4 protein-coding genes are annotated in these 24,484 nt (G+C 75.2%); all 4 read left to right on the top strand.

From position 1 onward, the window contains the following. The first annotated feature begins 10 nt into the window (after positions 1-10). Genes AC0HI0_RS12995 through AC0HI0_RS12980 form a run of 4 tightly spaced genes read left to right on the top strand, consistent with a single transcriptional unit; the run spans position 11 to position 24,469 of the window. On the top strand, positions 11-4,750 hold the full coding sequence (locus AC0HI0_RS12995) for an amino acid adenylation domain-containing protein (protein WP_480932581.1): 4,740 nt from the start codon (positions 11-13) through the stop codon (positions 4,748-4,750). After that, positions 4,747-19,773: an amino acid adenylation domain-containing protein gene (locus tag AC0HI0_RS12990; RefSeq protein ID WP_480932580.1), complete on the top strand. Its 15,027-nt coding sequence runs from the start codon at positions 4,747-4,749 to the stop codon at positions 19,771-19,773. Before AC0HI0_RS12995 ends, AC0HI0_RS12990 begins: the two co-directional genes overlap by 4 nt. Further along, a complete protein-coding gene (locus AC0HI0_RS12985) occupies positions 19,770-23,402 on the top strand; it encodes an amino acid adenylation domain-containing protein (RefSeq protein ID WP_480932579.1) in 3,633 nt (1,210 codons plus the stop codon). Before AC0HI0_RS12990 ends, AC0HI0_RS12985 begins: the two co-directional genes overlap by 4 nt. Positions 23,403-23,425: 23 nt before the next feature. Then, positions 23,426-24,469 (top strand): ABC transporter substrate-binding protein, encoded by a 1,044-nt coding sequence (locus tag AC0HI0_RS12980; RefSeq protein WP_480932578.1) that lies wholly within the window; start codon positions 23,426-23,428, stop codon positions 24,467-24,469. Positions 24,470-24,484: the final 15 nt, after the last annotated feature.

Below are 24,484 nucleotides of genomic sequence, written 5' to 3'. Positions count from 1 at the left end.
GGCACCCAGCGTGGCCACCCAGGACGGGCGAGCGGACATCGGCACACTGCGGCGCGAGCTGTTGCGGCGCAGGCTCGCCGAACGCGACCTGGCGGAGTCCCCGGTCGCGCTGCGGCGAGAGCGGTCGCTGTCCGCCGGGCAGCGGCGGATGTGGTCGTTGCAGCAGCTGGACCCGGCCACGGTCGGCTACAACGTGCGCATCGCGGTCGACCTGACCGGGCCGCTCGACCCGGCCGGGATCGCCCGCGCGGCGCGCACCGTCGTGGCGCGGCACGAAGCCCTGCGCACCACCTACCGGCTGGCCGAGGACGGCGAGGTGGCGCACGTCGTGCACGCCGACCTGCCGCCCGAGGTGGACCTGCACGACCTCGGCGGGCTGCCCGCCGACGCGCGGGAGGCCGAGGTGGACCGGCTGTGCCGGGAGCTGGGCAGCCGGCCGTTCGACCTGGCCGCCGACTCGCCGCTGCGCGTCGGCGTGCTCACCACCGGGCCGGCCGCCACGACGCTCGTCGTGGTCGCGCACCACATCGCGTGGGACGACGCCACCTCCGCCATCTTCTTCGGCGAGCTGATGGCGGTCTACGCGCGGCCGGACGCCGTGCTGCCGCCCGCCCGCCAGTTGGCCGACCTCGCGCCGCAGCCCGCGGGCGAGGCGGGGCTCGCGTTCTGGCGCGACACCCTGGGCACCCCGCCCGAACCGCTGGAACTGCCGCTGCCGCGCACCGCCGACGCCGGCGTCGACCAGCAGCGCGCGTTCACGCCGGGCGCGGCGGGGCGGGTGCGGGACCTGGCCAAGCTCGACGGCGCGTCGACGTTCATGGTGCTGCTGGCCGCCGTCGCCGCCCTGCTGCACCGCTACACCGGGTCCCGCGACCTGGTGATCGGCGCGCCGGTGGTCAACCGCGACCTGCCCGGCGGCGACGAGGTGATCGGCTACCTGGGCAACACCATCCCGCTGCGGGTCCGGGTCGACCCGACCGACACGTTCGCGGAGCTGTTGTCCCGCACCAAGCGCGCGTGCCTCGACGCCTACGCCCACCAGGACGTCGACTTGGACGACGTGGCCCGCGCGGTGGACCCGGGCCGTCGGCGCGGCGACGCCGGGCTGTTCGACGTGGTGCTGTCGCTGCGCACGCCCGTGCTGGAACCGTTGCGCGGCAACGGGTTCACGGCCACGCGCCGGCACGTGCCCGGCCCGGACGCCCGGTTCGCGCTGACCCTGGCCGTGGAGACCGACGGCGACGACCTGACCGTGGAGGCCAACCACCCGGCCGTGCCGCACGGCGTCGAGCTGGTCGCCCGCCTGCTGGGTCACCTGGACCTGCTGCTCGACGCCGCCGTCGCGGCCCCCGGCACGCCGGTCGCCGACCTGCCCGTGCTCACCGCCGACGAGCACGCGCGGCTGGCCGGGTGGAACGACACCGCCGCCGAGGTCGCCCCGCCGCTGCTGCCCGAGCTGTTCGCCCGCCAGGTCGCGGCGACCCCGGACGCCCGCGCGGTGCTGGCCGCCGGCCGCGAACTGACCTACCGCGAACTGGACGGGCGGGCGTCCGCGCTGGCCCGGCTGCTGGTGCGGCGGGGCGTCGGGCCGGAATCGGTGGTGGCGCTGGCCGTGCCGCGCTCGGCGGACCTGGTGGTCGCGGTCCTCGCGGTGGTGAAGGCGGGCGCGGCGTACGTGCCGGTCGACCCCGGGTACCCCGCCGACCGGGTCCGCTTCATGCTCGCCGACGCCCGCCCCGGCCTGCTGCTGACCACCCGGGACACCCGGTTGCCGGTCCCGCCCGGCCTGCCGACCGTGCTGGTGGACGAACCGGGCCTGCCCGCCGGCCACCCGGCCGGCGACCCGGAGGTCGCGCTGCGGCCCGGGCACCCGGCCTACGTCATCTACACCTCGGGCTCGACGGGCGTGCCCAAGGGCGTGGTCGTGTCGCACGGCGCGCTGCGCAACCACCTGGCGTGGTCGGTGCGCCGGTTCCACGGGCTGTCCGGGCACACCCTGGTGCACTCGTCCATCTCGTTCGACTTCACCGTCACGCCGCTGTTCGGCCCGCTGATCACCGGCGGCTGCCTGGAGCTGTGCGCGGACTCGCCGGACGCGATCGCCGACGCGGTCGGCGCGGCGACGTTCCTCAAGATCACGCCGAGCCACCTGCCGCTGCTGCCGTCGGTGCGGTTCGCCGACACCGGGCCGCGCACGCTGGTGATCGCGGGCGAGGAGCTGCGCGGTGAGGCGCTCGACGGGTGGCGCGCCCCCGAGGGCCTGGACGTGATCAACGAGTACGGTCCGACCGAGACCACCGTGGGCTGCCTGCTGCACCCGGTGGAGTCGGCGGACGGCGTCGTCGCGCCCGGCCCGGTGCCGGTGGGGTCGCCGGTCGACAACGTCACCTGCCACGTCCTGGACGACCGGCTGCGGCCGGTTCCGGTCGGCGTGGACGGGGAGCTGTACGTCGGCGGCGCGCAGGACGCGCGCGGCTACCTCGACCGGCCCGGCCTCACCGCGACGCGGTTCGTCGCCGACCCGTTCGGCGACGGCCGGCTCTACCGCACCGGCGACCGGGTCCGCCGGCTGCCGTCGGGCGCGCTGGAGTTCCGCGGCCGAACGGACGACCAGGTCAAGATCCGGGGCCACCGGGTGGAACCCGGCGAGGTCGAGGCCGTGCTGCGGGCGCACCCGGACGTCGACCGGGCCGCGGTGGTCGCCCGCTCGGACGGCCCCGGCGGCACGTACCTGGCGGCCTACGTGGTCGGCCGGCCGGTGGACGCCGCCGCGCTGCGCGCCCACGTCGCCGCGTCGCTGCCCGAGCACCTGGTGCCCGCCGCGTTCGTGCCGCTGGCGCGGCTTCCGCTGTCCCCGTCCGGGAAGCTCGACCGCCGCGCGCTGCCCGCGCCCGACTTCGCCGCCGCCCCGACCGCCCGGACCGCGTCGGGCGGGCTGGAGGCCGTGTTCGCCGGGCTGTTCGCCGAGGCGCTCAAGCGCGACTCGGTGGGTGTGGAGGAGTCGTTCTTCGAGTTGGGCGGGGACAGCATCGTCGCGATCCGGTTGGTGGCGCGGGCGCGCAAGGCGGGCGTGAAGATCACGCCCCGGGACGTGTTCGCGCACCCGACGCCGGCGAAGCTGGCCGCGCTGCCCGGTGTCCGGCCCGCCCCGGACGGCGTCGAGTCCCGGCTGGCCGGGTTGTTCGCCGAGGTGCTGGGGCGCGATTCGGTGGGTGTGGAGGAGTCGTTCTTCGAGTTGGGCGGGGACAGCATCGTCGCGATCCGGTTGGTGGCGCGGGCGCGCAAGGCCGGCCTGAAGATCACCCCGCGCGAGGTGTTCGCCCACCCCACGGCCGCCGAGCTGGCCCGGGTCGCGGCGGTCCAGGAGGTCGCCGCCCCGGCCGGGGACGGGGTCGGCCCGGTCGAGTCCACGCCCATCATGCGGTCGTTCGCCGCGCGCGGGCCGTTCGGCGACGGGCACCGGATGTCGGTGCTGCTGGACGGGCCCGAGGCCCTGGCCGAGGACCGCCTCCTCGTGGCCCTGCAGGCGGTCCTGGACCGCCACGACGCCCTGCGCGCCCGGCTGACCGGTGCCGGGCTGGAGTTCCGGCCGGTCGGGTCGGTCCGCGCGGCCGACGTGCTGCGCCGCGCCGGGGCCGGGGCGGACGAGCTGGAGGCCGCCGCGGCCCGCCTCGCGCCGCGCGAGGGCGTGGTGCTGCAAGCGGTGTGGTTCCCCGGCACGCCCCGGCTGCTGGTCGTCGCCCACCACCTGGTGGTGGACGGGGTGTCGTGGCGGGTGTTCGTGGAAGACCTCGCCGCCGCCTACCGCGACGAGCCGGTCCCGCCCGTGCCGACGTCGTTCCGGGCGTGGGCGCAGGGCCTGCGCGACCGGGCCGCCGACCGGGTGGGCGAACTCGCGACGTGGCGGGACGTGCTCGACGGCCCCGATCCGTTGCCCGCGTTGGGGGAGCAGACCTGGTCGGATGTCCGCACGGTCACCGTCCGGCTCGACCCGGAGACCACCGAGGCGGTCCTGACGACCGTCCCCGCGCTGTTCTTCGCCGGGGTGGACGACGTGCTGCTGACCGCGCTCGGGATCGCGGTCGGGTCGTGGCGCGGCGACGCGCGTTCGTTCAGCGTGCTGCTGGAGGGCCACGGCCGGCAGGAGGCCGCCGTGCCCGGCGTCGACCTGTCGCGCACCATCGGCTGGTTCACCAGCCAGCACCCCGTGCGGCTGGACACGACCGGTGTCGACCTGGCCGACGCGCTCGCCGGCGGGCCCGCTGCGGGCACGTTGGTCAAACGGGTCAAGGAACACCTGCGGTCGCTGCCCGACCACGGCATCGGTTACGGCGTGCTGCGCCACCTGCGCGGCGAACCGGAGGTGGCGGGGGCGCCCGAACCCCGCGTCGGGTTCAACTACCTGGGCCGGTTCGACGCGGCCGGCGAGGCGGGCTGGACCGTCCCGGCCGGCGGGCTGTCCGCCGCCTACGACCCGGACATGCCGCTGTTCGCGGGCCTGGTGGTCAACGCCGTCACCGAGACCGCCGCCGGTGGCCCGGAGCTGGTCGCGCACTGGATGCTCGCCGACGGCGTGTTCGACCCGGCCGAGGTCGCCGACCTCGCCGAGCTGTGGTGCGCGGCCGTGCGCGGCCTGGCCCGGCACGCGGCCGGCGGCGGCGCGGGCGGGCGCACCCCGTCCGACGTCCCGCTGATCTCCCTGGACCAGAGCCAGCTCGACGCCCTCGAAGCGAAATGGAAGCGTGCATGAGCCCCTCGGCGATCGAGGACATCCTTCCGCTGTCCCCGTTGCAGCAGGGCCTGCTGTTCCACTCGACGCTGGACGAGGACGGGACGGACGTCTACCTCGCGCAGCTCGTGGTCGACCTCGACGGCCCGTTCGACACCGCCCGGATGCGTCGGGCGGTGGCCGCCCTGGTCCGCCGGCACACCGCGCTGCGCAGCGCGTTCGTCCGGGACGTCGGCGACCCCGTGCAGGTGGTGCTGCGCGAGGTCGAGGTGCCGTGGACCGAGGTCGACGTGACCGGCGACGACCTCCGGGCCGCCGAACTCGTGGCGGCCGACCGGCGGACCCGGTTCGACCTGTCCACCCCGCCGCTGCTGCGGGCCATGGCGTTGAGGCTGGGCCCGAGCCGCCACCGCCTGGTGCTGACCAACCACCACCTGGTGCTGGACGGCTGGTCCACCCCGCTGCTCATGCGCGACCTGTTCGCCCTCTACGCGGCGGACGGCGGCGACCCGGGCCTGCCGGCCGCCCGGCCGTTCCGCGACCACCTGACGTGGCTGGCCGGACGGGACGCCGAGGCGTCCCGCCGGGCCTGGGAGCACGCCCTGGACGGCGTCGAGGACGCCACGCTGCTCGTGCCCGCCGCGCTCGGCCGCGAGGCCGTCCTGCCGCACGAGGTCGTGCAGACCATCCCCGCCGACCCGCCGGCGGCCGCCGCCCGCAAGCTCGGCGTCACGGTGAACACGCTGGTCCAGCTGTCGTGGGCGCTGCTCACCCGGCGGCTGACCGGCCGCGACGACGTGGTGTTCGGCGCGACGGTGTCCGGCCGGCCCGCCGACCTGCCCGGCGTCGAGGACATGATCGGCCTGTTCATCAACACCGTCCCGGTCCGGGTCGCGGTGCGCCCGGCCGAGTCGGTCGCCGACCTGGCCCGCCGCCTCCAGGGCGCGCAGGCCGACCTGCTCGACCACCAGCACGTCGGCCTGGCCGACACCCAGCGCGCCGCCACGTCCTGGTCGGGTTCGGGCGAGCTGTTCGACAGCCTGGTGGTGTTCGAGTCGTTCCCGTTCGACGCCGCCGCCATCGACACCGCGCTGGCCGCGTGCGGTCTGCGCGCCGCCCGGCCCGAACGCCCGATCTCCACGCACTACCCGCTGACGCTCATGGTGATGCCGTCCGCGACCGGCCTGGAGCTGACCCTCAAGCACCGCCCGGACGTCGTGGACGAGCGCGCGGCCCGGCTGCTGCTGGCCCGGTTCCGGCGGGTGCTCGACGCCGTCACGACCGACCCCGGCGTCGCGGTGGCGTCGGTGGACGTGCTCTCCGGCGACGAGTCGGCGCTCCTGCTCGACCGCTGCGCCGCGACCGCGCTGGACGTGCCCGCCGTGACGCTGGTCGACCTGGTCGAAGCCCAGGTGGCGCGCACCCCGGACGCCGTCGCCGTGGTGGCCGGCGACACCGCGCTGACCTACGCCGACCTGGACGCCCGCGCCGAGGCCCTGGCGGGCGCCCTCGCCGCGCTCGGCGCCGGGCCCGGCGACCTGGTCGGGATCGCCCTGCCGCGCTCGGCGGACCTCGCCGTGGCCGCGCTCGCCGTGCTCAAGACCGGCGCGGGCTACCTGCCGCTCGACCCCGACTACCCGGCCGAGCGGCTGCGGTTCGTGCTCGACGACGCCCGCCCGGTCGCCGTCGTGGCGCACGACCTCGCCGCGGACCTGCCGGTGCTGCGCCCCGACGGGCACACCGGGACCGGACCGCGCCGCCGGGCGGCCCCCGACGACACCGCCTACGTCATCTACACCTCCGGCTCGACCGGCCTGCCCAAGGGCGCGATCGTGCCGCACCGCGCCGTGGTCGCCCTGTTCGCCGCCGCGCGCGAGCGGTTCGACTTCGGCCCGGACGACGTGTGGACGCTGTTCCACTCCTTCGCGTTCGACTTCTCCGTCTGGGAGCTGTGGGGGCCGCTGCTGCACGGCGGCACGCTCGTCGTGGTGCCGCACGACGTGTCCCGCTCGCCCGAGGACTTCCTGGCCCTGCTCGAACGGCACCGCGTCACGGTGCTCAACCAGACGCCGTCGGCGTTCTACCAGCTCGCCGCCGCCGACCACGGCCGGCCGCTCGCGCTGCGCACCGTCGTGTTCGGCGGCGAGGCGCTCGACCCGGCGCGGCTGGCCGACTGGCGCGCGCGCCGTCCGGACGGCCCGGCGCTGGTGAACATGTACGGCATCACCGAGACCACCGTGCACGTCACCCACCGGGTGCTCGACGCCGCCGCCGTGGCCGGCCGGTCCAGCGTGATCGGCCACGGCCTGCCCGGCTTCGCGGTGCACCTGCTCGACAGCGGCCTGCGGCCGGTGCCCGACGGCGTGCCGGGCGAGCTGTACCTGGGCGGCCCGCAGGTCGCGCACGGCTACCTCGGCCGCCCCGCGCTGACCGCGACCCGCTTCGTCGCCGACCCGTTCGGCGGGCCGGGCGGGCGGCTCTACCGCTCCGGCGACCTCGCCCGCCGCACCCCGGCCGGGGAGCTGGAGTTCCTGGGCCGCGCGGACGACCAGGTCAAGATCCGGGGTTTCCGGATCGAGCCCGGCGAGGTCGAGTCCGCACTGGCGGGCGCGCCCGGCGTGACCGGTGCCGCCGTCGTGGTCCGCACCGACGGCCCGGCCGGCGCCCACCTGGCCGGCTACGTCGTGGGCGCGACCGCCGACGACGTGCGCCGCCACCTGGCGAGCACGCTGCCCGCGCACCTGGTGCCCGCCACGATCACCGCGCTGGACGCGCTCCCGTTGACCGCCAACGGAAAGCTCGACCGCCGCGCGCTGCCCGCGCCGGTCGTCGCCCGGCGTGCCGGGCGCCCGCCCCGCGACGACGCCGAACGCCTGCTGGCCGACCTGTTCGCGCAGGTGCTCAAGCGCGACCGGGTCGGCGTGGACGACTCGTTCTTCGAGCTGGGCGGCGACAGCATCGTGGCCATCCAGCTCGTCGGGCGGGCCCGCGCGGCGGGGCTGGCGCTCACCCCGCGCCAGGTGTTCGAGCTGCGCACGGTGGCGGAACTCGCCGCGCTCGCCCGATCCGCCGCCGAGGACGCGCGCCCGGCCGGTCCGGACGCGGTCGGCGCGGTCGGCGCGGTCGGCGCGACCCCGATCATGCGGGCGTTCCTGGCGCGCGGCGGGCCGTTCGAACGGTTCTCGCAGGCGGTGTTCGTGCCCACCCGCGCAACCTTCGCCGACGTGGTCCGCGCCGTGCAGACCTTGCTGGACCACCACGACGTGCTGCGCGCCCGGATGCCCGACACGACCGGCCTGGAGGTGCGGCCGGTCGGCGCGGTGCGGGCCGAGGACGTGGTGGCGCGGGCGGTCGGCGAGCTGCCCGAGGAGCACGCGGCGGCCGTGGCCCGGCTCGACCGCGCGGCCGGCGTCATGGTGCGGGCCACCTGGTTCGACGGGGTCGGCGTGCTGCTGACCTGCCACCACGTCGTCACCGACGGGTACTCGTGCCGCATCCTGGCCGAAGACCTCGCCGCCGCGCTGGCCGGCGAGCCGCTGCCCGCCGTGCGGACCTCGTTCCGGGGTTGGGCGCTCGGGCTGGCGCGGGTCGACCGGGGGGCGGAACTGCCGCTGTGGCAGGACGTCCTGGCCGGTGCCGACCCGGTGCTCGGCACCCGCAGGCTCGACCCCGTCCGCGACACCCGGGCGACGGTCCGGGAGACCGCGCTCACCGTGCCGGTACCGGGACTCGACGAGGTGACCGCCGCGTTCCACGCCGGTCCGGACGAGATCCTGCTGACCGCGCTCGGCCTGGCCGTCGCGCGCTGGCGCGACATCACCTCCGCGGTGGTCGCGATCGAGGCGCACGGCCGCGAGGAGCACCTGGTGCCCGGCGCGGACCTGTCCCGCACGGTCGGCTGGTTCAACACCCAGTACCCGGTTAGGCTGGACGTCTCCGGCGTCGACCTGGCCGACGCGTTCGCGGGCGGCGAGGCCGTGGGGACGATCGTCAAGCGGGTCAAGCAACACCTGCGCCGCATCCCCGACCGGGGCATCGGCTACGGCCTGCTGAGGTTCGGCCGGGACGGGGCTCCCGGCGGCGCGGTGCCGGCCGCCCCCGAACCGCAGATCCTGGTGAACTACCTCGGGCACGTCGAGCCGCGCGCCGACGACACCGGGTTCGGCGCGATCTCCTTCGGCGGCATCGCCCCGGCCGCCGACCCCGGGCTGCCCGCGGCGGCCGCGCTGGTGGCCAACATCGCGATCCGTCCCGGGAGCGAACTGGACCTGTCGCTGCGCTACCCGTCCGGCGTGTTCGCCGACGACGAGGTGGCCGGGCTGGGCCGGCTGTGGGCCGAGGCGCTGGCCGCCGTGGCCGAGCACGTCCGGCGCGGCGGCGGCGGGCGCACCCCGGCCGACCTGCCGCTGGTCCGCGTCACCCAGGACGACGTGCAGCGGTGGGAGCGCCGCTACCCGGGCCTGCACGACGTGCTGCCGCTCTCGCCGTTGCAGGAGGGCCTGCTGTTCCACGCCCGGTTCGACGCCGGCGCGGTGGACTTCTACTCCGTGCAACTGGTGGTCGACCTGCGCGGACCGCTGGACGTCGACCGGCTGCGCGCCGCCGCCGGCGAACTGGTGGCCCGGCACCCCGTGCTGCGCACCGCCTTCACCGACGACGGCGGCGATCCCGTGCAGATCGTGCTGTCCGACGTCCAGCCGGTGATCACCACCCTCGACCTCGCGGGCGCGACGGCGCTGGAGGAGTTCCTCGAAGCCGACCGGCGAGCGGGTTTCGACCTCGCCGCCCCGCCGCTGCTGCGGCTCACCCTGGTGCGGCTGGGGGAGCGGGACCACCGGTTGGTCGTCACCAACCACCACCTGGTGCTGGACGGGTGGTCGACGCCGCTGGTCGTGCGCGACCTGTTCGCCCTGTACGAGAACACCTCCGAGCCCGAACGCCCCCGCCCCTACCGGGACTTCCTGGCCTGGCTCGCGCGGCGCGACCGGCCCGGGTCACTGGCCGCGTGGGCCGAGGTGCTCGACGGGGTGGACGAGGCGACGCTGCTGGCCGGCCCCGACCGGCCGGACGGCTCGGCGCTGCCCGCCGAGGTGGTCGACGTGGTGCCGGCCGACCTCGCCGCCCGCCTCGCCGCCGTCGCCCGCGACTGCGGGGTCACCCTGAACACGGTGCTGAGCACCGCGTGGGGCCTGGTCCTGGGGCACCTGACCGGCCGCTCGGACGTGGTCTTCGGCATCACCGTCTCCGGCCGCCCGCCCGAGCTGACCGGCGTGGAAGCCATGGTGGGCCTGTTCATCAACACCGTGCCGGTGCGGGTCCGCTGGTCGCCCGCCGAGTCCGCGCGCACCGTGCTCGCCCGGCTGCACGCCGCGCAGGCCGCCGTGCTGGACCACCAGCACCTCGGGTTGACCGAACTCCAGCGGGTCACCGGGGTCGACACCGGTCGGCTGTTCGACACGCTGATGGTCTTCGAGACCTTCCCGCTGGATCACGCCGGGCTGCTCGACCCCGCCCGCAGCGGCGGACTGACCGCCGAGGTCGGCTGGTCGCGCGGCTACACGCACTACCCGATGACCCTGATGCTGATGCCCGACGACGACGTCCTGCGCATCAAGCTGGAGTACCGCACCGACCTGTTCGACCGGGCGGCCGTGGAAGTGCTGCTGCGCAAGGTCTTCACCGCGCTCGGCGCGCTGGCCTCCCGGCCGGACGCGGCGATCGCGGGCATCGACCTGCTCGACGCAGCCGAGCGCGTGCCCGCCGCTTCCGTGGCGAGCGTCCCGGACCTGGTGATCCCGGACCTCCTCGCCTCGCATGATCCGGCTGCTGTGGCGGTGGTGTGTGGTGGTGTGTCGTTGACGTTTGGTGGGTTGTCGGGGTTGTCGGATCGGTTGGCGGCGCATTTGGTGTCGTTGGGTGTGGGGTCTGAGGTGCCGGTTGCGGTGGTGTTGCCGCGTTCGGTGGATGTCGTGGTGGCGATGCTGGCGGTGTGGAAGGCCGGGGGAGTGGTCGTCCCGGTCGACCCGGCCTATCCGGCGGAGCGGATCGCGATGGTGCTGGCCGAGGCGGCTCCCGTCGTGGCCGTGACATCGCGTGACGACCTCGACGTGCCCGTGGTGCGGCCGGATCCGTTGTCGTGGAACGGGACCGGTGTTCTCCGTGGCCCGGTGGGTCCTGGTTCGGCGGCGTACGTGGTGTTCACGTCCGGGTCGTTGGGTCGCCCGAAGGGCGTCGTCGCGACTCACGGTGGCCTGGTGAATCTCGCGGTTGCGCATCGTCGTGCGGTGATGGATCCGTTGGGGCGCGCTGTTCGTGTGTTGAATGTGTTGTCGTTTGCGTTTGATGGTTCGTTGGATCCGTTGGTGTGGATGTTGGCGGGGAACGAGATGCACGTGCTGCCGGACGATCTGATGGGTGATTCGGTCGGGATCGTGGGGTACGTGCGGGCGAACCGTATCGATTTCGTGGATGTGCCGCCGTCGTTGTTGGAGTTGTTGGTGGCGGACGGGTTGTTGACCGGGACGCACCGTCCGGCGGTTGTGGCGACGGGTGCGGAGGCGGTGGGGTCGGTGTTGTGGGGGGACCTGGCCGCTGCCGCTGATGTGGTGGGGTTGAATTTCTATGGTCCTACGGAGGCGACGGTCGATGCGTTGTGGACGCGGATCGAACCCGGAACGGCTCCGCACATCGGTCGTCCGGTCGCGAATACCACGGCGTATGTGCTGGATTCGGCGTTGAACCCGGTACCGCCGGGCGTGCCGGGGGAGCTGTACGTGGGTGGCCACGGCGTCGCCCGTGGATACCTCGGGCGTCCCGGCGAGACCGCTTCGCGGTTCGTGGCCGACCCGTTCGGCTCCGGCGGGCGGCTCTACCGGACCGGTGACCTGGTCCGCCGCACGACCGCCGGCACCGTCGAATTCCTGGGGCGGATGGACCAGCAGGTGAAGATCCGCGGCCACCGGGTCGAACCGGGCGAGGTCGAGACCGTCCTGAGTGGACTGGACGGGGTCGCCCAGGCCGTCGTGGTGGCGCGCGAGGGCAGCGGCGGCGTGCGGCTGGTCGCCTATGTGACCGGCGAGGCGTCCCCGGACGTGCTGCGGGCCGCGTTGGCCGAGCGGCTGCCCGACCACCTGGTGCCGGCCGCCGTCGTGGCGCTGGAGTCCTTCCCGCGCCTGCCCAACGGCAAGCTCGACCGCCGCGCCCTGCCCGCCCCGGACTTCGCGGCCGACACCTCGCGCGCGCCGGCCACGCCGACCGAGCGCCTGCTGTGCGGGCTGTTCGCCGACGTCCTGGGCCTGCCGGAGGTCGGCGCGGAGGGCTCGTTCTTCGCCCTGGGCGGCCACTCGCTGCTGGCCACCAGGCTGATCTCCCGCATCCGCGCCGAGTTCGGCGGCGGCCTGTCGATCCGCGCGGTGTTCGACCACCCGGACGTGGCCGGTCTCGCCGCCCACCTCGACGCGCTCGCGCCGGCCGCCGCGCCCGCGCTGTCCACGATGGACCGACCGGCGCGCGTCCCGCTGTCCCCGGCGCAGCGCCGGCTGTGGTTCCTGCACCGGTTCGACGGCCCGTCGGACGCCTACCACCTGCCGTTCGCGGCCCGGCTGACCGGGGAGCTGGACGTCCCGGCGCTGCGCGCGGCGTTCGGTGACGTCGTGGCACGGCACGAGAGCCTGCGCACGGTGTTCCCGGAGTCCGACGGAACCCCGGAGCAGCGCGTGCTGCACGCCGTGACGCCCCCGTTCACCGAGGCCGTCACCACCGAGGACACCCTGGCGCACGACTTGGCGGCGGCCACCGCCCGCCCGTTCGACCTGGAGTCGGAGGTCCCGATCCGGGCGACGCTGCTGAAGCTGGGCCAGGACCACGTGCTGTCGCTCGTGGTGCACCACATCGCGGGCGACGACTGGTCCACCGGTCCGTTGCTGCGCGACCTGTCCACGGCCTACGCGGCACGCCGTGCCGGGCACGCGCCCGAGTGGCCGCCGCTGCCGGTCCAGTACGCCGACTACACGCTGTGGCAACGGGATCTGCTCGGTGACGTCTCGGACCCGGGCAGTGCGCTGGCCCGCCAGGTGGCCCACTGGACCGACGTGCTCGCCGACCTCCCGGAAGCCGTGCCGCTGCCCGTCGACCGACCTCGTCCCGCCCGGCCCGCACCGGCCGGCCGGGTCCGGACGAAGGTCCCGGCCGACGCGGTGGCCGGCCTGCGGAGCCTGCTGGCCGACACCGGCGCGAGCGAACTCATGCTCGCCCACGCCGCCGTCGCCACCCTGCTGCACAAGCTCGGCGCGGGCCACGACATCCCGTTGGGCGCGCTGGTCGCCGGGCGCTCCGACCCGGCGCTGGACCTGCTGGTCGGGTTCTTCGTCAACACCGTCGTGCTGCGGGTCGACCTGACCGGCGACCCGACCCCGCGCGAGCTGCTGCGCCGGGTCCGGGACACCGCCCTGGACGCCTACGCGCACGCCGACGCGCCGTTCGACAGCGTCGTGGAGGCGGTGAACCCGGACCGGTCGGCCGGTCACCCGCTGTTCCGGACCCTGGTCGACTACTGGAACCCGGCCTCGGACGACATGGGCCTGGCGGGCCTCGCGGTGACCGTGGTCGAGTCGGACGCGACCGCCGCCGCCAAGTTCGACCTCGGGTTCGGCTTCACCGCCGACCGCGACGGTGGCCTGCTCGGCTCGCTGGAGTACGACACCGGCCTGTTCGACCGCGCCACCGCCGAATCGCTGCTCGACCGGCTCGGCCGGGTGTTCGCCGCGCTGGCCGGCGCGCCCGACCGGCCGCTGTCCACTGTGGACGTGATGGGTCCCGGTGAGCGGGAGGGCCTGCTGGAGCGGTGGAACCGGCCGGCCGCCGCGTTCCCGGCGGTGACCCTGGTCGACCTGTTCGCCGAGCAGGTGGCCCGCGTCCCGGACGCCGCAGCGGTCGTCTGCGGTGCCGAGCGGCTCACCTTCGCCGAGCTGGACGCCCGCTCCGGGGTGCTGGCCGCGCGGCTGGCGGCGTCGGGCATCGGGGCGGAGGACCGGGTCGGGATCGTGCTGCCCCGGTCGGTCGACGTCGTGGTCGCGCTGCTCGCGGTGTGGAAGGCGGGCGGGGTGGCCGTCCCGGTCGACCCGAGGCACCCGGCCGACCGGGTCGCGACCGTGCTGGCCGAGGCCGCCCCGGCGCTCGTGCTGACCACCCGGGACACCGCCGTCGACGGCCGGGTCCTGGTCGTGGGCGAACCGTGGTCGGGCACCGGCCGGCCGACCCCGCCCCGGCCCGCGTCCGGCGCGTACCTGGTGTTCACGTCGGGGTCGACCGGGCGGCCGAAGGGCGTGCTGGCCACCCACGGGGGCGCGGCGAACCTGGCCCTGGCGCACCGCCGCGAGGTGATGGCCCCGCTGGGCCGCGCGCTGCGGGTGCTCAACGTGATGTCGTTCGCGTTCGACGGTTCCGTCGACCCGCTGCTGTGGATGCTGGCCGGGCACACCATGCACGTGCTGCCGGAGTCGCTGATGGGCGACCCGGCGGGGATCGTCGACCACGTCCGCGAACACCGGATCGACTACGTGGACGCACCACCGTCGCTGCTGGAGCCGATGGTCGCCGAAGGGCTGCTGGACGCCCCGCCCGCCGTGATCGGCACCGGGGCCGAAGCGGTCGGCGCGGCGCTGTGGTCCCGCCTCGCCGAGACCCCGGACGTGACCGCGCTGAACTTCTACGGCCCCACGGAGTGCACGGTCGACGCGCTGTGGACGCGGATCACGTCCGACGCGGCACCGCACATCGGCTGGCCCGTGCTCAACACCAGGGTCTACGTCCTGGACACCGCGCTGTCCCCGGTGCCCGTGGGCGTGCCCGGAGAGCTGTACGTGGCGGGCGCCGGCCTGGCACGCGGGTACGTGGACCGGCCCGGCGAGACCGCCGCGCGGTTCGTCGCCGACCCGTTCGGCTCCGGCGGGCGGCTCTACCGCACCGGGGACCTGGTGCGCTGGACCGCGCGCGGCACCGTGGAGTTCCTGGGCCGGGTGGACGAGCAGGTCAAGATCCGGGGCCACCGGGTCGAGCCGGGCGAGGTCGAGGCCGCGCTGACCGCGTTCCCGGAGATCTCCCGGGCCGTCGTGCTGCTGCGGGACGGCCGGTTGGTCGGCTACGTGACCGGGTCCGGGGTCGACGCGGAGCACGTCCGGGCCGGGCTGGCGAAATCCCTGCCCGACTACCTGGTGCCCGCCGCGCTCGTGGTGCTCGACGCGTTCCCGTCGACCCCCAACGGCAAGCTCGACCGCCGCGCCCTGCCCGCGCCGGGGTTCACCGGCTCGGGCCGGGCACCCCGCACCTCGGCCGAACGGCTGGTGGCCGGGCTGTTCGCCGAGGTGCTGGGCGTGCCGGGGGTCGGCGTGGACGACTCGTTCTTCGCGCTGGGCGGCCACTCGCTGCTCGCCGCGCGGCTGATCTCCCGGCTGCGCGCCGAACACGGCGGCGACGTGCCGGTCCGGCTGGTGTTCGACGCGCCCACCGTCGCCGGTCTGGCCGCGCGGCTGGAGGCGGACGGCCCGCGCCCGGCCAGGCCCGCGCCGACCCGCCGGGAACGCCCGGAGCGCGTGCCGCTGTCGCCCGCGCAGCTGCGCCTGTGGTTCCTGCACCGGCTCGACGGGCCGACCGGCACCTACAACGTGCCGTTCGTGGTCCGCCTGACCGGCCCGCTGGACACCGGGGCCCTGCGCGCCGCGCTGCACGACGTGGTGGCCCGTCACGAGATCCTGCGCACGACCTACCCGGACGACGCCGGCACCCCGTACCAGCACGTCGCCGACGAGGTGGCGGTCCCGTTCGAGGTGGTCGACGGCGGCGACCCGGCGGAGTTCGCCGCCCGGCCGTTCGCCCTGGACGCGCAGCCGCCGATCCGGCTCGCCCTGTTCCGGCAGGCCCCGGACGAGCACGTGCTCGCCCTGGTCGTGCACCACATCGCGGGCGACGAGTGGTCCAGCGGCCCGCTGCTGGGCGACCTCGCCGCCGCCTACGCCGCCCGGCTGGCCGGGCACGCGCCGGACTGGTCGCCGCTGCCCGTCCAGTACGCCGACTACACGCTGTGGCAACGGGACCTGCTCGGTGCCGCGGACGATCCGGACAGCCTGCTCGCGACCCGCCTGCGCTGGTGGGCCGGCACGCTCGCCGGGCTGCCGGAGGCCGTGCCGCTGCCCACCGACCGGCCGAGGTCGGCCGGTGGCGGCGGACGGGGCGGCGCGGTGCGGTTCACCGTGCCCGCGGACGTGGTCGCCGGGCTGCGCGCGCTTGGCCGCGACACCGGGGCCACCGACTTCATGACCGCCCAGGCGGCGGTGGCCGTGCTGCTGCACAAACTCGGCGCGGGCACGGACATCCCGCTCGGCGCGCTGGTCGCGGGCCGGGACGACGAAGCCGTCCACGACCTGGTCGGGTTCTTCGTCAACACCGTCGTGCTGCGCACCGACCTGACCGGCGACCCGACCGTGCGGGACCTCCTCGCCCGGGTCCGGGAGGCCGCGCTGGAGGTCTACGCGCACGCCGAAGCGCCGTTCGACCGGGTCGTGGAGGCGGTGAACCCGGAACGCGTCGCGGGCCGGCACCCGCTGTTCCAGACCATGGTGGACTTCCGGGCCGCCGACGCCGGGCAGCCGGGCCTGCCCGGCGTGACCGCCACCCCGGTGTCCGGCGACCGGGCGACCGGCGCGAAGTTCGACCTGGCGGTGAACTTCACGCCCCGGCCGGACGGCACGTTCGACGGTTCCGTCGAGTACGACGCCGACCTGTTCGACCAGTCCACAGTGGACACCCTGGCGGTGCGGCTGGTGCGGGTGCTGCGCACCCTGGCGTCCGCGCCCGGCACCCGGCTGTCCCGCGTCGACGTGCTCGACCCGGTCGAGCGGCACCGGCTCGTGGCGGGCTGGAACGACACCGCCGCCCCGGTCCCCGACGTCACCGTGCCCGGCCTGTTCGCCGAGCAGGCCGCCCGCACCCCGGACGCGCTCGCCGTGGTGGACGGCGGGATCCGGCTGACCTACGCCGAACTCGACCGCCGGGCCGACGTCGTGGCGCGCGTCCTGACCGCGCACGGCATCGGCGGCGAGGACGTCGTGGGCGTGCACCTCGACCGGTCCGCCGAGCTGGTCGCCGCGCTGATCGGCGTCCAACGGGTGGGGGCGGCGTTCGTGCCGCTCGAACCCGCCTGGCCCGCCAGGCGCATCGCCGACATCCACGCCACGGCCCGGCTGCGCGCCGTGCTCAGCGCGACCGGCGAGGGACTGCCCGAGCTGGACGTGCCGGTGCTCGTCGGCGAGCTGCCCGAGCCCGCCGCGCCGGCCGCCGCTCCGGCGTTGCACGGCGACGGCCTCGCCTACGTCATCTACACCTCGGGGTCGACCGGCACGCCCAAGGGCGCGATGATCCTGCACCGGGCGATCGCCGCACGGCTGTTGTGGCAGCGGGAGATGCTCGGCTTCGGGCCCGGCGACGCCGCGCTGTTCAAGGCACCGCTGGGCTTCGACATCTCCATCAACGAGGTCTTCCTGCCGCTGGTCACCGGAGCGACCCTGGTCGTGGCCGAGCCCGGCGGCGAACGCGACGTCGAGTACCTGCTGGCGCAGATCACCCGGCACCGGGTCAGCTTCACCTACCTGGTCGCCTCGATGCTGGACCTGATGCTGCAACTGCCCGGCATCGACGCCGTGCGCGGCACGCTCAAGCACGTCTGGTGCGGCGGCGAGGCGCTCACCCCGGAGCTGTTCGACCGGTTCCGCGCCAAACTGGACGCGGTGATGTACCACGGGTACGGACCGGCGGAGGCGACCATCGGCGTCAGCCACGAGTTCTACCGGGCCGGCGAGCAGCGGCACGGCATCAGCATCGGCCGCCCCAACCCCAACACCCGCATCCACGTGCTGGACGCGGCGCTGAACCCGGTGCCCGCCGGGGTGCAGGGCGAGCTGTACACCGGCGGCCTGCCGCTGGGCCGGGGCTACGTCGGCGACCCCCGGCAGACCGCGGCCCGGTTCGTCGCCGACCCGTGGACTCCCGGGCAGCGCCTGTACCGCACCGGCGACCTCGCCCGCTGGACCGCCGACGGCACGCTGGAGTTCCTGGGCCGGGTCGACCACCAGGTCAAGATCCGGGGCATGCGGGTCGAACTCCAGGAGATCGAGGCCGCGCTGGGCGAGCACGACGCGGTCCGCCAGGCCGTCGTCACCACCGTGCGCGGGCCTGGCGGCACGACGCTGCTCGCGGCCTACCTGGTGGCCCACCCCGGCCACGACCCGGCGGGCGTGGCGTCCTGGCTGGGCGACCGGCTGCCCGACCACATGGTGCCCACCTCGTTCACCCACCTCGACGCGTTCCCGCTGATGCCCTCGGGCAAGGTCGACCGCCGGGCGCTGCCCGCACCCGAGCTGATCTCCGGGACGCCCGCGCGGGCACCGGGCAGCGCGGCCGAAGCCCGGTTCTGCGCGGTCTTCGCGGAAGTGCTGGGGCGCGACGCGGTCGCGCCGGACGACTCGTTCTTCGCGCTGGGCGGCGACAGCATCGTGTCCATCCAACTGGTCGCCAAGGCCCGTGCCGCCGGCCTCCCGGTGTCGCCGCGCGACGTGTTCGAGCACCGCACGCCCGCCGCGCTCGCCGTGGTGGTCGGATCCCGGTCCGCCGACACCGCCGCGGAGCGGCTGCCCGGGGTCGGCGACGTCCCGCTCACCCCGATCATGCGGGCCGTGCTGGCGCGCGACGGGCTGCGCCGCCGGTTCGCCCAGTCCGCGGTGCTCGACGTCCCCGGAGTGGACTTCGACCGGCTGGTCCGCGCCGTCGACGTGCTGGTGCGCACGCACGACGTGCTGCGCGCCACGGTGACGCGCAACGGAGACGGGTGGGCGATGACCGTGCCGCCCGCCGGCGAGACCGCCGGTCTGGTGCGGCGCGGCGGCGGCGACATCCGGGCCGAACTCGACGCCGCCGCCGACCGCCTGGACCCCGACCACGGCGTGATGCTCCAGGTCGTCGCGTTCGACGACCGGGTGCTGGTCGTCGTGCACCACCTCGTCGTCGACGGCGTGTCCTGGCGCATCCTCGTGCCAGACCTCGCCGAGGCGTACCGGACCGGGCGGCTCGCACCGCCCGCCACGTCGTTCCGGCACTGGGCCCGCGGCCTGGTCGCCGCGGCCCGGCAGCGCGCCGCGGAGTTGCCGCTCTGGCAGTCGGTCGAGCCGTCGGACGACGTGCTCGACCCGGTGCGCGACACCATCGCCACCGTGCGGTCGGCGCGCGTCGACATCCCCGTCGACGTGTCCCGGGCGGTGCTCACCACCGTGCCCGAGGCGTTCTACGCCGGGGTCGAGGACGTGCTGCTGACCGCGCTGGCCCTGGCCGTCGCGTCCGGGCGCGGCCGGCCGGTGGTGCGGGTCGACCTGGAGGGCCACGGCCGGGAGGAGCACGTCGTCCCCGGTGCCGAACTCTCCCGCACGGTCGGCTGGTTCACCACCCAGTACCCGGTGCGGCTCGACCTGACGGCGGTCGACCTGGCCGACGCGCTCGCGGGCGGCGCGCCGGCGGGCGACGCGGTCAAGCTGGTCAAGGAGTCGCTGCGCGCGCTGCCCGACCGGGGCATCGGCCACGGGCTGCTCCGCCACCTCGCCCCCGGGGCCGACCTGCCGGACGCGGCCCCGGCGATCCTGTTCAACTACCTGGGCCGCTACGGCACCTCGGGCCGCTCCGGGCCGTGGACGCAGTCCGCCGAGTTCGCCGACCTGGCCGGTGTCGCCGATCCGGACGCGCCCGCGCCCGCGTGCCTGGAGGTGACCGCGCTGACCGAGGACACCGCCGACGGGCCCGTGCTGCGCGCGACCTGGTCGTACCCGCAGGCGCTGGCCGGCGACGACGACGTGCGGGAGCTGGCCGAGCGGTGGCGGACCGCGCTGGGCGCCCTGGTCGACCACACGCGACGGGCGGGCGGCGGGCACACGCCGTCCGACATGCCGCTGGTGTCGATCGACCAGAGCCGGCTCGACGCCTTCGAGGCCAAGTGGGGTGCGCGGTGAGTTCCAACGTCGAAGAAGTCCTGCCGCTCGCGCCGTTGCAGGAAGGGCTGCTGTTCCACGCCACGCTCGACGGCGAGGACGTCTACACCGTGCGGACCGCCGTGGACCTCGACGGCCCGCTGGACAGCGCCCGGCTGCGCGCGGCGGCGGAGGCGCTGGTGGCCCGGCACGCCGTGCTGCGCACCGCGTTCGTCCCCGATCCGGCGGGCGCGGTGCAGGTGGTGCTGCGCCGGGTGAGCGTGCCGTGGACCGAGGTGTCGGCGGAGGACGCGGTCGACGCGGCCGTCCCGTTCGTGATGGACGAACCGCCGCTCATCCGCTTCCTGCTGGTCCGGACCGGGCCGGGCCGCCACCGGCTGGTGATCTCCAGCCACCACATCCTGCTGGACGGCTGGTCCGCCCCGCTGCTGCTGCGCGACCTGTTCGCCCTCTACGCGGGCACGCCGCTGCCCGCCGCGCGGCCGTTCCGGGACTTCCTGGCCTGGCTGGCGCGCCGGGACCGGGCCGCGTCGCTGGAGGTGTGGCGGGGCGTGCTGGACGGGCTGACCGAACCGACGCTGCTCGCCGCCCCCGCGACGGCGACCGCGCCGCGCACCGGCCGGCTGCGGGTTCCGTTCCACGGCACCGACCTGGCCGGGTGCGCCCGCGCCGCCGGCGTCACGTTCAGCACCCTCGTGCACGCCGCGTGGGGGATCACCCTGGGCCGGCTCACCGGGCGCGACGACGTGGTGTTCGGCTCGACGGTGTCCGGCCGGCCCGCCGACCTGCCCGGCGTCGAGACGATGGTGGGCCTGTTCATCAACACCGTCCCGGTGCGGGTCGGGCTGCGGCCCGCCGACCCGGCGACCGCCCTGCTGCGCCGCCTGCACGACACCCAGGCCGCCACCCTCGAACACCACCACCTCGGCCTGGCCGAGGTGCAGGCGCTCGCCGGGATCGGGCCGCTGTTCGACACCCTCGTGGTGGTCGAGTCCTACCCCGTGGACGACGACGCGATCGACCGCGTGCGCGACGCGCTGGACCTGCGGGTGTCCGCCGTCGACACCGAGGACGCCACGCACTACCCGGTGACGCTGACCGCCGTGCCGGGCGAGCCGTTCGAGCTGGAGTTCCGCGCGGACCTCATCACGCCCCGGCGGGCCGCCGAGGTCGCCGAGCGGTTCGCGGAGGTGCTCGCCGCGCTCGCCGCCGACCCGGATCGGCCGGTCGGGCGGATCGGCCGCACCTCCCCGGACCGCCAGATCCGCTGGAACGACCACGCCACACCGTTCCCGTGCGTGCTCGCACCGGACCTCCTCGTCTCGCATGATCCGGCTGCTGTGGCGGTGGTGTGTGGTGGTGTGTCGTTGACGTTTGGTGGGTTGTCGGGGTTGTCGGATCGGTTGGCGGCGCATTTGGTGTCGTTGGGTGTTGGGTTTGAGGTTCCGGTTGCGGTGGTGTTGCCGCGTTCGGTGGATGTCGTGGTGGCGATGGTGGCGGTGTGGAAGGCCGGGGGAGTGGTGGTCCCCGTCGACCCCGCCTACCCGGCCCGCCGGATCGCCGACGTCCTGACCGCCGCCGCGCCGGCCGTCGTGATCACGACCCGGGATGACCTCGACGTGCCCGTGGTGCGGCCGGATCCGTTGTCGTGGAACGGGGCGGGCGTCCCGAGCGGGCCGATAGGGGCAGACTCGGCGGCGTACGTGGTGTTCACGTCCGGGTCGACCGGACGGCCCAAGGGCGTCGTCGCGACCCACGGAGGTCTGGCCAACCTGGCCGCTGCGCATCGTCGTGCGGTGATGGATCCGTTGGGGCGCAGTGTCCGTGTGCTCAACGTGTTGTCGTTTGCGTTTGATGGTTCGTTGGATCCGTTGGTGTGGATGTTGGCGGGGCACGAGATGCACGTGCTGCCGGACGATCTGATGGGTGATTCGGTCGCGATCGTCGAGTACGTGCGGGCGAACCGTATCGATTTCGTGGATGTGCCGCCGTCGTTGTTGGAGTTGTTGGTGGCGGACGGGTTGTTGACCGGGACGCACCGTCCGGCGGTTGTGGCGACGGGTGCGGAGGCTGTGGGGTCGGCGTTGTGGGGGGACCTGGCCGCTGCCGCTGATGTGGTGGGGTTGAATTTCTATGGTCCTACGGAGGCGACGGTCGATGCGTTGTGGACGCGGATCGAGGCGGGCACGGCTCCGCACATCGGTCGTCCGGTCGCGAATACCACGGCGTATGTGCTGGATTCGGCGTTGAACCCGGTACCGCCGGGCGTGCCGGGGGAGCTGTACGTCGGTGGCACGGGCGTGGCGCGCGGGTACCTGGACCGGCCCGCTGAGACCGCTTCGCGGTTCGTCGCGGACCCGTTCACGCCCGGCGGGCGGCTGTACCGGACCGGGGACCTGGTGCGGCACAACGCGTTCGGGACCGTCGAGTTCCTGGGCCGGGTGGACGAGCAGGTGAAGATCCGGGGCCACCGGGTCGAACCGGGCGAGGTGGAGGCGGTGCTGACCGGCCTGGCCGACGTCGCCAGGGCCGCCGTGGTGGCCAGGGACGGCCGGCTCGTCGCCTACGTCGTCCCGGCACCGGGGGAGACCGCGGCCGACCTGCGGCCACGCCTGGCCGGGCTGCTGCCCGACCACCTGGTGCCGGCCGCCGTCGTGGTGCTGGAGTCCTTCCCGCGCCTGCCCAACGGCAAGCTCGACCGCCGCGCCCTGCCCGCCCCCGACTTCGCCGCCACGTCGTCGCGGGCACCCGCCACCCCGGCCGAGAAGGCGCTGTGCGAGCTGTTCGCCGAGGTGCTGGGGGTGCCCGAGGTCGGCCCCGACGACTCGTTCCCGGCCCTGGGCGGGCACTCGCTGCTCGCCGCCCGGCTCGCGTCCCGGGTCCGGGCCGAACTCGGCGTGCCGCTGGGCGTCCGCGCGGTGCTGGAGGCGCAGACCCCGGCGGCGCTCGCGGCGCGCTTGGCGGAGCCGGGCGGTCGGCCCGACGCGGCGCTGGACACCGTGCTGCCGCTGCGGCGGACCGGTGGGGCACCGCCGCTGTTCTGCGTGCACCCGGCGCTGGGCCTGGGCTGGCGCTACGCCGGCCTGCTGCCGCACCTGCCGGACCGCCCGGTGTTCGCCCTGCAGGGCACCGGCTTCACCGGCCGGCCGACGCTGCGGGACGTGGCCGGGCGCTACGCCGCCGCGATCGCGGAGACCGCGCCGACCGGCCCGGTGTGCCTGCTCGGCTGGTCGCTGGGCGGGGTGATCGCGCACGCCGTCGCGGTCCTGCTGGCACGCGCCGGTCGCGAGGTCCGCGCGCTCGTGCTGCTCGACAGCTACCCGACCGGCGTCGAGGAACCCGGTGAGGACACCGTCCCGGCCGAGGTCCTGGCGGGCCTCACCCCGGCACGGGCGGGCGACCTCGCGCACAGCCTCCGCGCGGTGTCCACAGTGGACAGAGATGGTCCGCTGGGGCGCCACGCCGGAGACGTCACGCTGGTCCGCGCGGCCTCCGCCGACGAGCTGCCCGACTGGACCCCGTACGTCGGCGGACGCGTCACCGTGCGCGAAGTCGACTGGCCGCACGAAGACCTGATGACCGAAGCGGCCCTGCGCGACGTCGGCCCGATCGCGGCCGCCGCGCTCACCGACCGGCAGTACCCGGAATGAACGCAAGAGAGGTTCGCAACGACATGGTGCAACACATCGGGAATGGCGCCGCGCGCCCGCTGTCCCGGAGGTTCTTCCTGACCGCGACCGGAATCGGCGCGCTCACCGCGGGCCTCGCGGCCTGCGGGGGTGGTTCGACCGGCTCGCCGTCCACCACCTCGGCGGCGGGCGGCGGCGGGTTCCCCGTGACGCTGGACGGCGCGGAGGGCAAGGCGGTCATCCCCGCCCAGCCGCGCAAGGTCGTCACGGTCGGTTTCATGCGCGACCTGGACGAGGCGGTGGCGCTCGGCGTCAACCCGGCCGCGACCACCCCGGCCACCAACTTCGACTCCGGCCTGCCGCCGTGGGTCGAGGCCAAGCTCGGCGGCGCGAAGGTCGAGCAGCTCGACTACGAGGACAACCTGCCGTTCGAGAAGATCGCCGCGCTCGGCCCGGACCTGATCCTCGCCACGGACAGCTACACCCTGGCCGACGACTACGCGAACCTCACCGCCGTCGCGCCCACCCTGTCCTACGAGAAGGACGTGGCCGAGGACACCTGGCAGACCCGGGTCACCCGGATCGGCGCCGCGCTGGGCCGCGCCGACGAGGCCGCCAAGCTGGTCTCCGACGTGACCGCGAAGATCGACGCGGCCAAGTCCCAGCACCAGAAGGCGTTGCAGGGCAAGACGTTCACCTTCAGCCTGCTCAACGCGGAGGGCTCGCTGGCCACCATCATCCTGCCCACCGACGCCTCCGCCGCGTTCATCGCGCAGTTGGGCCTGAAGCTGTCGGACAAGGTGACCGGGCTGCCGCAGGCCGGGCCCGCCGGGCGCGCGGTCGTGGCGCAGGAGAACACCGACCTGCTCGACGCCGACGTGGTCCTGTTCTCCTTCCGCACCCCCGAGGAGCGCGCCAAGGTCGAAGGCGACCGGCTGTTCCAGGGGCTGCCGGCGGTCAAGCGGGGCGCGTACATCCCGCTGGACGTGGAAACCGCGCTGTCGCTGGCGTTCCCGTCGACCTTGAGCATCCCCTACGCGCTGGAGAAGGTCGTGCCGCTGCTCGTGCAGGCGGCGGGCAAGGCGTGATCCACCTCCACCCCC

This window comes from Saccharothrix sp. NBAS 001 (assembly GCF_056640475.1).
Note: the sequence above shows the minus strand (reverse complement) of the source record. Positions and strands in the feature narration are given on the sequence as shown.

Coding starts and splice junctions, on each gene's coding strand:
- AC0HI0_RS12980 (WP_480932578.1), top strand. CDS start 23,426: ATGGTGCAACACATCGGGAATGGCGCCGCGCGCCCGCTGTCCCGGAGG.
- AC0HI0_RS12990 (WP_480932580.1), top strand. CDS start 4,747: ATGAGCCCCTCGGCGATCGAGGACATCCTTCCGCTGTCCCCGTTGCAG.